Origin of the sequence: Flavobacterium faecale (assembly GCF_048320115.1) — a bacterium.
Lineage (GTDB): Bacteria > Bacteroidota > Bacteroidia > Flavobacteriales > Flavobacteriaceae > Flavobacterium > Flavobacterium faecale_A.
The window spans coordinates 758,690-770,104 of sequence record NZ_CP182943.1 but is presented as its reverse complement, the minus strand read 5'-3'; the positions used below and the strand labels follow the sequence as shown (position 1 = coordinate 770,104).

Sequence of the window (11,415 nt, the reverse complement as noted above, 5' to 3'; positions counted from 1 at the left end):
TAATCCTGACAACCCCTTCAGGAATTCCCCCTTTGGGGGCTAGGGGGCTTGACTTATGAAAGTAACACAACACATAGAAAACGCCAAAGGGAAGCCGTTGTTCTCTTTTGAAATAGTACCACCACAAAAAGGCAGCAATATCAATGATTTGTATGCCAATATCGATCCTTTGATGGATTTTAAACCTCCTTTTATTGATGTCACAACTTCGAGAGAAGAGTTTGTTTATATCGAAAAGGATGGACTTTTTGATCGTCGCATTACGCGTATGCGTCCGGGTACGGTGGGAATTTGCGCTTCTATTCAGCATAAGTATGGTGTAGATGCTATTCCGCACGTGTTGTGTGGTGGATTTACTAAAGAAGAAACAGAATATTTATTAGTGGATTGTCACTACTTAGGAATTGACAATTTGGTTGCCCTTCGTGGAGACCCAATGAAAGGCGAAAAATATTTTGAACCTGCAAAAGGGGGTCATGCCTATGCCTCTGAATTGGTGAAACAAATCAAAGCGATGAATAACGGGAAGTTTTTGCATGATACTTTGCCTATGGCGAGTGCCCCTGATTTTTGTGTGGGTGTAGCAGGTTATCCAGAAAAACATATCGAAGCACCTAGCTTGGAAGCCGATTTGAAACGCTTAAAGGAAAAAGTAGATGCGGGTGCCGATTATGTGGTGACGCAAATGTTTTTTGATAACCAACGTTATTTTAAATTTGTCGAAGCAGCTCGCGCCATCGGAATCACAGTGCCGATTATTCCAGGAATTAAACCCGTTGCGGTGAAACGCCATTTGCAATTATTACCACAAGTATTTTGGTTAGACATGCCTGAGAGTTTGATAACTTCAATCGAACAAGCCAAAGATAATACAGCTGTTCGCCAAATAGGGGTAGAGTTTGCCATTCAACAATCTAAGGAATTGATTGAGTTTGGTGTGCCTTGCGTGCATTATTACTCAATGGGAAAATCTGATAATATTTATAATATTGCTAAAGAGGTTTTTTAGGAGCTATTTACTTCGTCAGTTCGCTTCGCTCGTGTCCAGCTATTCGTTACAATCTTTTTATATTCGCCGATGGCGATATAAAAAGGATTTCCACTACTATCTGGGCTAGGGATTTGAATTTATAAGAATATTTGGTTTTAAACCGCATAAAAAAAGCATCGTTTCTATATGAGAGACGATGCTTTTTTTAGTTTTAGGATTATCTTATTCCTTTGTAAATTTATAGACAGAATTACCTTCTTTCGATTTCAAATTAAGGAAATACACACCTTTATCAAGGCTTGACACATTCAGTTGTTTGCTGTCTCCAGTTTTGTTTATTACTCTTTGACCCTGTGTATTCATAATTGAAACGCGTTCAATGGTAGTATTCTCACTTTCGAAAAATAATACCTCTTTTACAGGATTAGGATAAACCATAAAAGGATTCTTATTATTAATAGTGGAGATTCCAAGTGTTGAATTTTGAACAGCACCTGTTAGTGTTGCATTTGAAGAACTCAAGTTGCCACCACATTCAGATGCAGTTATAGATGTGTTTTCAGTCCAAGTTCCTAAAGTCAAACTAGGAGGGTTAGGAGTTGAGGTAGATGTATTTGAGTAAATCAAGTAGGTGTTTACAAAATCTCCGTTTCCTGTATCAGCAATAAATTCCCAACTGGAATTAGTTGTGTTCCATTTAATCATAAATTCACATGTTCCTATTCCTCCGCAAGGTTGATCCCCATTTACAGGAGTAGTAGTATAGAAGTTTCTTCCGGTTCCATCAGTCCCTGCATAATTGAAAACATAGTCTTGGTCTTCAAATAATGCATGACATCCATTGAATGTAATGGTTTGTCCCTGCATAAGCGAAAAGGACAACATTACAATGTTAAATATTATTATTTTTAGTTTTTTCATGTTTTTAATTTCTTGATGGGAATGTACCTTGTATACAAATAATGAAATTCACATTGTTATAAGGTTGGATGTTATTAACTGATTGTCCTCCACCTGTATTGTTAATCATAGTTCCCTTCATCATAACATCAGTATTCTCAGTTGAATATTCTTTGTCTAATACTTTGGTATTAGCTGGTAATGCGTTTGTGGGGATATTTGTGTCGCCATCAACACTAACGGCATTTACAGTATGTGTATGTGCTGGCATTTGTGCGACAGTAATCGTATTTGTTTCTGAGCCTCCTTTTTCACCTAGTCTTCTTGAGCTAAGACCTGGTCCGTTTCCTGGATGCATAGGTACTCGTCCTCTTAAATCAGGAAGGCCAAAAGTAGTCCTTCCGTCACCGCCATAGGTTGTTCCTAAAATGCTAAATAAAGCTGAATTTTGTGCAATTGGTAATAGTTGTCCATTACATAATGCCCAAGACCTTGGGGCGAAATTTCCACCAAACATTCTTATTTCCCCGATGAAACCTTCTTGCGCATGTGCTTTAAGATTTGAAAATCCTAAAAAAACGATTAAAAATAATAAAGTAATTTTTTTCATGATATATTCTTTTATTGATTTATACCAAATTTCTGAATAAATTATTAGGAATCAAAAGTTACAGGGCATAATTGAGGATATCCAATTACTAGTCATAAAAAAGCATCGTTTCTTTAAGAACGATGCTTTTTTAGTAATGATTTAGGATGTAGATTTTGGTCTTATTTCGTGATTTCTCTAAAAATAGCTTCCAAATTTTTATTTTTCTGGTTCAATTGCAAGGTTTTAAGTCCATTTTCGGTAGCAAAGTCAAAAACAGCTGGACGCATGTCTTTTTCAGATTGAAAAGTCAGTTCCCAAGTCATGTCGTGGGTGTTTTTGTATGAAACCAAATTTTCAATTTTAGCAATCGCTTGTTCTTCGATTTTATAATCAAATTCGACTTCGATGATTTGTTGCTTGTCTGTGGAGATGAGGTGGTCTAATTTTTTATCGGCAACGATTTTTCCTTTGTCAATAATAATTACGCGATCGCAAATCGCTTCTACTTCTTGCATGATGTGCGTGGATAGAAAAACAGTTTTGTCCTTACCTGCATTTTTAATCACATTTCGAATTTCGATTAATTGATTAGGGTCAAGACCTGTGGTAGGTTCGTCCAGAATCAAAACATCGGGATTGTGTAACAAAGCATTGGCTAAACCTACACGTTGGCGATAACCTTTAGAGAGTTGACCTATTTTTTTATGGCTTTCAGGATTTAAACCGGTTAATTGAATTACTTCTTCGATTCGGGATTTGGAAACTTTGTAAACATCAGCATTAAATTCTAGATATTCTCGAACGTATAAATCTAAATAGAGTGGATTGTGTTCTGGTAAGTAGCCAATGGACAGTTGAACTGCTTTTGGTTCTTTATTGACATCATGGCCGTTTACCATTGCAGTGCCTTGGTCGGCTACCAAATAGGTAGTCAATATTTTCATCAAAGTCGATTTTCCAGCTCCGTTAGGGCCAAGGAATCCAACGATCTCTCCTTTGTTGACCGAAAAAGAAATACTATCCAATGCTTTTTGAGCACCGTAACTTTTTGAAATATTTGTAACTGCTATGGACATAGATTATTTATTTGTTGCAAAAGTAAACAGAAAATCATTGAATTTAGTATTACAAATTAGAATTCCATTAGTAGAAAATTGTCAAGATGTTTTTTTTAGGTTGCTAAGTGTTTTGGAGAAATACAATAATCGTTTTTTGAATATTTAGAAAGCGTGGGTTTTTTGTACTTTCTCTGAGGGTTTTATAGTTACAAGCGCGTGATTATTAAGTTTGTGTATTTGTGTAAAAAATTTCGATTTTTTTTTGTATGGTTTTAAAATAAGTTTTACATTTGCAACTCGAAATTAAAAATAAAGCATACAGCATGTCTAATAACCGATTTTATTTTAGCAACACTTTTTTCTTCTTTAGCGGGAAGTAGGGTTGTGCTATGGTTATTTGAAAGATTAAAAAACAAATAAAACTAATATACAATCCTGATGAAAATCAGGATTTTTTTTTGAGTTTATGGAGGCAAAAATTGCAATACAAGGAATAAAAGGTTCTTTTCATCATCAAGTAGTGAAGGAGTACTACACTCAAGATGTTGCTATTGACGAATGTTTGTCTTTTGAAGAATTGGTGGATAGTTTGTTGTCTGGAAAATCGACACAAGCGGTAATGGCTATTGAGAATTCGATTGCGGGACCTATTATTCCAAATTATGCCTTGATAGACAAGAATAACTTGCATATCATAGGAGAGCATTATTTGAATATTCATCAAAATTTAATGGCTTTACCAGGTCAGAAAATTGAAAATATTCAGGAGGTATATTCCCATCCAATGGCATTGTTGCAATGTATGGAGTTTTTGAAAACCTATCCCCATATTAAGATTGTGGAGGATAAAGATACGGCTGAGACCGCGCGCAGGATTCAGGAAAAACAATTGACAGGAATTGCTGCGATAGGAAGTAGAGTCGCATCTGAAATGTATGGATTGGAGATTTTAGCACCAGAAATACAAACGATAAAAAACAACATGACGCGTTTTGTTATTATCAATAAAGAAAATTCGTTTGTACCGCAAAATGAAATCAACCGTGCTTCCATCAAGTTTGAATTGGATCACAAAAGAGGAAGTTTAGCAGCTGTTTTAAATGTGATGAGTGATTGCAAGATGAATTTAACCAAAATTCAGTCTTTGCCAAAAATAGAAACACCTTGGAAATATTCTTTTTTTGTGGATGTCACTTTTGAAGATTATAATGATTTTGCCAAAGCAAAGGCATTGATTTCAATCATGGCAGAATATTTTAAAGTATTAGGAGAGTATAAAAATACGAAACCACTTTAATGAAAGTGACTAGTAATTAGTGAAGAATAGTTAGTATATAGCTTGTCAGTTCGAGCGAAGTCGAGAACAATTGTATAGGCAAAATTTTATATAAAAAATGATTACACTAGCCAATAGGTTGAATACAGTTGAAGAATATTATTTCTCTTCAAAATTGAGAGAGGTAAGACAATTAGCTGCAGAAGGAAATCCGATTATCAATATGGGAATTGGAAGTCCGGATTTGAGTCCGTCGCAAGAAGTGATTGAAGCGGTGGTAGAAGGAATGCAAGATGAAAATGCACATCAATACCAAAGTTACCAAGGATTGCCAGAGTTACGAACAAGTATCGCTGATTTTTATCAAAACAACTTTGGGGTAAGTTTGAATTCTACTACTGAGATTTTACCCTTGATGGGTTCGAAGGAAGGAATTATGCATATTTCACTAGCGTTTTTGAACGAAGGCGATCATGTATTGATACCTAACCCAGGATATCCTACCTATACATCGGTGACGAATTTGGTTGGGGCAGTGCCAGTGTACTATGATTTGAAAGAAGCTAATAATTGGGAGCCTGATTTTGAAGCTTTGGAACAATTGGATTTGTCGAAAGTGAAAATCATGTGGATTGGTTATCCTCACATGCCTACGGGAGCAAGAGGAAGTTTAGCGTTATTTGAAAAATTGATTGCTTTTGCTAAAAAACACAACATTTTGTTGGTAAACGACAATCCGTATAGTTTTGTTTTGAATGACAATCCGATGAGTTTGTTGCAAGTGGAAGGTGCTAAAGAAGTGGCAATGGAATTGAATTCCTTGAGTAAAACTTTCAACATGGCAGGATGGCGTGTAGGAATGGTTTTAGGAAGTGCAGCTTGTATCGATGCCGTTTTGAAAGTAAAAAGCAATATGGATAGCGGAATGTTCTTTGGGATTCAAAAAGGGGCGATTGCCGCTTTAAAAAGTGACCAAAGTTGGTTTGATTCTATGAATGCTATTTATGCTAAAAGAAGAGTTTTGACAGAGCAATTGGCAGAAAAGCTAAATTGTAAAGTATATAAGGAGGGTGTAGGATTGTTTGTTTGGGCAAAATTGCCAGAAGGAATCAGTTCTGCAGAGGCGTTTATCGATCAGATTTTGCATGAAAAATATATTTTCATCACGCCAGGAACTATTTTTGGAAGTAATGGTGAAGGATACATTCGATTTGCATTGTGTGTGAAAGAAGAGAAAATACAAGAAGCAATAGACAGATTTTAGTTGCTTGTTGATATTGTTGGTTAATTGTTTGAACCAACAACAATCAACAAATAACCAACAACATTAAGTAAAATGAAAGTATACGTAGTAGGAATTGGATTGATTGGAGGTTCGATGGTTTTGGACATCAAAGGTTTGTACCCATTGGCTACGGTATATGGAGTGGATACAAATGAAAATCACCTAGAAGAAGCGTTGGAGCTTGGAGTTATAGACCAAGCGGCTAAATTAGAAGATGTTGCCGATGCTGATTTTGTGATAGTATCGGTTCCAGTGGATGTTTCGTTGAAAGTGGTACCGCAGGTTTTGGATTATGCAGGCGAAGAAACGATTGTTTTTGATGTAGGTTCGACTAAATATCCAATTTGTGAAGCGGTTGCAAATCACCCAAAGCGTCGCAATTTTATCGCCGCACATCCTATTGCAGGAACGGAGTTTTCAGGACCTTCGGCAGCTATAAAAGGGTTGTATCAAGGGAAAACGAATATTATTTGTGAGGTTGAAAAAACAACTTTTAAGTTGCAAGAAAAAGCCTTGGATTTGTTTAGAGCAATCGGGATGCGCATTCGATATATGGATCCAAAGTCGCATGATAAACATATAGCCTATGTATCGCATTTATCGCATATTAGTTCGTTTATGTTAGGAAAAACGGTGATTGAGAAAGAGAAACACGAGCAGGATATTTTTGATATGGCGGGTTCTGGTTTTGAAAGTACAGTTCGTTTGGCTAAAAGTTCGCCGGCAATGTGGACGCCAATTTTTAAACAAAATAAAGAACAGGTAATTGAAACCTTGGAAGAATATATTTCGAATTTAACGCAGTTTAAAGAATTGTTGCAAAATGACGATTACCAAGCCATTCACGACGAAATGCAAAGTGTAAATAAAATAAAGACAATCCTAAATGGGTTAAAAAAATAGATAATTAATTAATAGTATAAAATAAAAAAAAAGGAGAAGATGGAAAATAGTAAAGAAATGAGAAATTGGTTAGAAGCATTCAAATTGGATCATCCGTTTGTAATCGCAGGACCATGTAGTGCTGAAACTGAAGATCAGGTTTTGAAAATCGCTCACGAATTGAAAGATTCAGATGTTAGTGTGTTTAGAGCTGGTATCTGGAAACCAAGAACACGTCCAGGAGGATTTGAAGGTGTTGGAGAAATTGGATTGAAATGGTTGCAAAAAGCGAAAGCTGAAACAGGATTGTTGATGGGAACTGAGGTTGCTACTGCAGCGCACTGTAAATTAGCTTTGGAACATGATATTGATGTTTTATGGGTTGGTGCTCGTACAACAGCAAATCCTTTTGCAGTTCAAGAAATTGCTGACACTTTGAAAGGTACTGATAAAATCGTTTTGATCAAAAACCCTGTAAATCCAGATATGGCTTTATGGTTAGGTGGTGTTGAGCGTTTGTATATGGCAGGTATTAAAAACTTAGGAGTAATCCACAGAGGTTTTTCTACTTACCAAAAAACGAAATACAGAAACATTCCAGAATGGCAAATTGCTATCGAATTGCAAAATAAATTCCCTGATTTACCATTAATCATTGACCCATCTCACATCACTGGAAACCGTGAAATGATTCTTGAAGTAACTCAAGAAGCTTTGGATTTGAACTATGATGGTATGATCATCGAAACACATATTGATCCAGATAACGCTTGGTCTGATGCTGCTCAACAAGTAACTCCTGATACTTTGAAACAAATTTTCAAAGATTTGAAAGTGAGAAAAGTAAGTGGTGATAGCGATTTCGAAAACAAAATGACAAAATTAAGAGCTAATATTGATGTATTGGATCAAAATCTTTTGGATTTGTTAGGGAAACGTATGGCTGTAGCTGACGAAATTGGACAAGTGAAAAAAGAAAACAATGTGGCTGTTCTTCAACATTCACGTTGGAATGAAATCCAAGAGAAGATGGTAGCTGCAGGTGCTAAAAAAGGATTGTCTGAAGAATTTATTACTAAATTGTTCAAATCAATTCACCAAGAAAGTATCGAACACCAAGAAAAAATCATTAACGGGTAATCTCTGTTTTGATTCAAAATATGAAATCCCTTTGACTTTTTTAGTTGAAGGGATTTTTTTATTCACTTGAAACCTGAAACAAAAATTTCAAACCTGAAACAAAAAAATTACCTTTGTCCTATGACAGGAATCGTTTATAAATCAACAGGAAGCTGGTACACCGTTAAATCTGATCAAGGAGATTTTGTAGAGTGTAGAATCAAAGGAAAGTTTAGGATGAAAGATATCAAAAGTACCAATCCTATTGCTGTAGGCGATCGTGTAGATTTTGAAATCGAGGAAAATAATGCTCAAGTAACTGGAGTGATCAATACTATTCACGACAGGAAAAATTATATTGTCCGTAAATCTGTTAATCTTTCGAAACAAACGCATATTATTGCTTCTAATATTGATATAGTATTCTTGTTAGTCACCATCAATAACCCTCCTACAACCACCAGTTTTATAGATCGTTTTTTGGTTACTGCAGAAGCCTATGGAATTGAAGCTGTTTTGGTGTTTAATAAAATCGATACTTTTGATGAAGCTGTTCTCGATGAACAATTATATATGCAGTACATCTATGAAAGCATAGGATATCAATGTTTGCGAATCTCTGCCAAAGATCAAAAAGGATTAGATAAACTAACGACTTTGATGAAAGGTAAGGTGAGTATGTTTTCTGGACATTCTGGAGTAGGAAAATCGACTTTGGTTAATGCCATTGAGCCTTCATTGAATTTAAAAACCAAACAAATCTCGCAATCGCATTCACAGGGGCAACACACTACTACTTTTGCCGAAATGTTTGACTTGTCGATTGGTGCTAAAATCATTGATACGCCAGGTATTCGAGGTTTTGGAGTTGTTGATATGGAAAAAGAAGAAATAAGTGATTACTTTCCAGAGTTTTTTAAATTGAAGGAAAACTGCAAATTCAATAATTGCATTCATAAAGACGAACCCAAATGCGCTATTAAGGAAGCCTTAGAAAAAGAAGAAATATCATGGTCACGCTATAATAGTTATCTTAAAATATTAGAAGGTGACGAAGAACATTATCGCGCAGATATTTATGATGATGAGCGTAAGAATAGCGATAAAGGACGTGCCTAATGCGAGTAGTAATTCAAAGAGTTTCCTTAGCTTCAGTAACTGTTGATGATAAAGTAGTGTCTTCCATTGACAAGGGGTTACTAGTGCTTCTTGGAATCGAAGACGCCGACATACAAGAGGATATTGATTGGCTAACAGCCAAGATATCCAAAATACGCATTTTTGATGATGAAAACGGTGTGATGAATTGTTCGATTCAAGAGGTTGGTGGTGAAATGATTGTTGTCAGTCAATTTACGCTTCATGCAGCAACCAAAAAAGGAAATCGACCTTCGTATATTAAAGCGTCTAAGCCTGAAATCGCAATTCCGTTATATGAGAACTTTGTTAGAAAAATGGAAGTCGAATTGGGAAAAAAGGTTCAAACTGGAATTTTTGGGGCCGATATGAAAGTGGCTCTTGTAAATGATGGTCCCGTCACGATTGTTATTGATAGTAAGAATAGAGAATAAGAAAGTCTAAGTTGAAGACTATGAAAGAACTTGAAAATGAATTTATTAAATTCTGGATAGAAGATGATATTTTGTATTCTAGATTTAAAAAACCAACCATTGGTAATTTCGAAAATACAAAAGCTATAATTGATTTGCGCACTGAAATATCAAATGGTGAGAAACAATATTGGCTTTATGATTTTAATGGAATTAGATCATACGATAAAGAAGGTCGTGACTATGCTGATCAGTACGGGCAAGAACATCTCTTTGGATGTGCTGTTTTGTTAAATTCTCATATTGCAAAATTTATTCTTAATACCTTTATGAAATTGAAAAAACCTACTGTCCCAGTCAAAGGGTTTACAAAGAAAGAAGATGCTATCCATTGGTTGAATGAATTAAAAAAAGTTAATAATCATTAATCGATTTGACTAGAAGTCTAAAAAACGATTGTTATGATGGTTGTTTGTGTTAATAAAATTACGGTTTACAGTATTAAAATATTTCATTTTTAAAAATAATCTGTAAATCCTACTAGTTTAGTATTGATAATGATGTTTTTAAACGATAATCCCTTGCTAAAATCTTTATCTAGGGAAAAGCGTCTTAGTTTTGCTTTATGAAAAAGAAAATATATAATCTCGTAAAATGTCTAAGTTAGAAGAAATCTTGAAACTAGTTCGTTCGATAAATGCGGATGAATTTCAAAGTCAACTCACCGTTGGTGATAGTTTAGATGATGTCTATGAGGAATTACTTTTTTTGGCTAAAAAAATAGAGGCTAAAAAGAAAAGGATTACGGTTATCATCGAACATATTTCAAATTGTTTTGCGGGTAATTTTTTTGATTTTTTACCAATTTCTGAAGAGCAAGATGAATTAGATGTTTTTTGTATGGGCTTTAATACTTATATAGAAGAGTTGAAGGCTGTATTGGTTTCTAAGAATGTATTGGAAAGTAGTAATCAAAAACTGGTTAAAGAAAGAGAGCATTCGGAAAAATTGGCATTAGAAAAAGAGATTGTTTTGTCTAACATTAGACACGAAATACGAACGCCTCTCAATGGTATTTTAGGATTTGCAGATTTGTTGTTGAGTAATCACTCCTTAGATGCGGAGAGTAAAAACCAACTTGAATACATTAAATTATCTGCAGCTATTCTTAAGTTTATAGTTAATGACGTCATAGATTTGGCTAAAATTAATTCTGCTGAAATAACTTTATCAGTTCGACCTTTTAGCTTGGTAAAACTGACACAAATGATTCAGGATACTTTTTTAGTTAAAATTCGTAAAAAGGATGTGAAATTTATAATTTCCATAGATAAGAATGTTCCAGATATTTTATCAGGTGACGCTGTTCTGGTTTCACAGGTTCTTCTTAATTTAGTTAATAGCGCAGTTGAGTTAACCCAAGAAAAAGGGGAGTTACAAATAAATATTGAGTTAGCTGAAGATGATCGCCAGAAGTGTAAAATAAAGATAGAACTACAGCATTCAGGGAAAGGTATTTCAATAGCTCAAACAGCTGGGGTCTTTAATCCTTTTGTCGCAATAAATGATGATTCATCAAGACGCCAAGAAGGGATAGGGGAAGGTTTTGCTATCTCTAAAAAAATTGTAGACGCTTTGAATGGTGAAATCAAAATAGTCAATAAAATAGACGTGCCATCGAGTATATCATTGATACTTCCTTTTGCAAAATAGGATTGTGTTTTGGCGTCAGAAAATTTATAAAAAGTGAAAATATTTTATA

Annotated in this window: 12 protein-coding genes; 9 read left to right on the top strand and 3 right to left on the bottom strand. The window is 35.0% G+C overall.

Going from position 1 to position 11,415, the window contains the following annotated elements:
- The first annotated feature begins 55 nt into the window (after window positions 1-55).
- A complete protein-coding gene (gene metF, locus ACNH59_RS03270) occupies window positions 56-1,009 on the top strand; it encodes a methylenetetrahydrofolate reductase [NAD(P)H] (protein WP_320891065.1) in 954 nt (317 codons plus the stop codon).
- Window positions 1,010-1,213: 204 nt separating this feature from the next.
- Here metF and ACNH59_RS03265 read toward each other — a convergent pair whose 3' ends face one another.
- From ACNH59_RS03265 to gldA, 3 genes are all read right to left on the bottom strand, one after another.
- A complete protein-coding gene (locus ACNH59_RS03265) occupies window positions 1,214-1,912 on the bottom strand; it encodes a T9SS type A sorting domain-containing protein (protein WP_418264003.1) in 699 nt (232 codons plus the stop codon).
- A 4-nt stretch (window positions 1,913-1,916) separates the two neighbouring features.
- On the bottom strand, window positions 1,917-2,501 hold the full coding sequence (locus tag ACNH59_RS03260) for a phage tail protein (RefSeq protein WP_418264002.1): 585 nt from the start codon (window positions 2,499-2,501) through the stop codon (window positions 1,917-1,919).
- 161 nt (window positions 2,502-2,662) lie between these two features.
- Window positions 2,663-3,559, bottom strand: a complete 897-nt coding sequence (gldA, locus tag ACNH59_RS03255; RefSeq protein WP_418264001.1) for a gliding motility-associated ABC transporter ATP-binding subunit GldA — start codon at window positions 3,557-3,559, stop codon at window positions 2,663-2,665.
- A gap of 448 nt (window positions 3,560-4,007) precedes the next feature.
- Here gldA and ACNH59_RS03250 point away from each other — a divergent pair, with 448 nt between their 5' ends.
- From ACNH59_RS03250 to ACNH59_RS03215, 8 genes are all read left to right on the top strand, one after another.
- Entirely contained in the window at window positions 4,008-4,838 is an 831-nt protein-coding gene (locus tag ACNH59_RS03250) for a prephenate dehydratase (protein WP_418264000.1), read from the top strand.
- Between the two features lie 97 nt (window positions 4,839-4,935).
- Complete coding sequence (locus ACNH59_RS03245; protein ID WP_418263999.1) at window positions 4,936-6,081, top strand: aminotransferase class I/II-fold pyridoxal phosphate-dependent enzyme; 1,146 nt, start codon at window positions 4,936-4,938, stop codon at window positions 6,079-6,081.
- 72 nt (window positions 6,082-6,153) lie between these two features.
- Complete coding sequence (locus tag ACNH59_RS03240) at window positions 6,154-7,005, top strand: prephenate dehydrogenase (protein WP_418263998.1); 852 nt, start codon at window positions 6,154-6,156, stop codon at window positions 7,003-7,005.
- A gap of 39 nt (window positions 7,006-7,044) precedes the next feature.
- Window positions 7,045-8,124: a chorismate mutase gene (locus ACNH59_RS03235; protein WP_418263997.1), complete on the top strand. Its 1,080-nt coding sequence runs from the start codon at window positions 7,045-7,047 to the stop codon at window positions 8,122-8,124.
- A gap of 120 nt (window positions 8,125-8,244) precedes the next feature.
- Window positions 8,245-9,222, top strand: coding sequence for a ribosome small subunit-dependent GTPase A (gene rsgA / locus ACNH59_RS03230; RefSeq protein WP_418263996.1), 978 nt, complete (start codon window positions 8,245-8,247; stop codon window positions 9,220-9,222).
- Window positions 9,222-9,674: a D-aminoacyl-tRNA deacylase gene (dtd, locus tag ACNH59_RS03225; protein WP_418263995.1), complete on the top strand. Its 453-nt coding sequence runs from the start codon at window positions 9,222-9,224 to the stop codon at window positions 9,672-9,674. Before rsgA ends, dtd begins: the two co-directional genes overlap by 1 nt.
- Window positions 9,675-9,694: 20 nt before the next feature.
- Entirely contained in the window at window positions 9,695-10,081 is a 387-nt protein-coding gene (locus tag ACNH59_RS03220) for a hypothetical protein (protein ID WP_418263994.1), read from the top strand.
- Window positions 10,082-10,307: 226 nt separating this feature from the next.
- On the top strand, window positions 10,308-11,366 hold the full coding sequence (locus ACNH59_RS03215) for a sensor histidine kinase (protein ID WP_418263993.1): 1,059 nt from the start codon (window positions 10,308-10,310) through the stop codon (window positions 11,364-11,366).
- The last annotated feature ends 49 nt before the right edge of the window (window positions 11,367-11,415 follow it).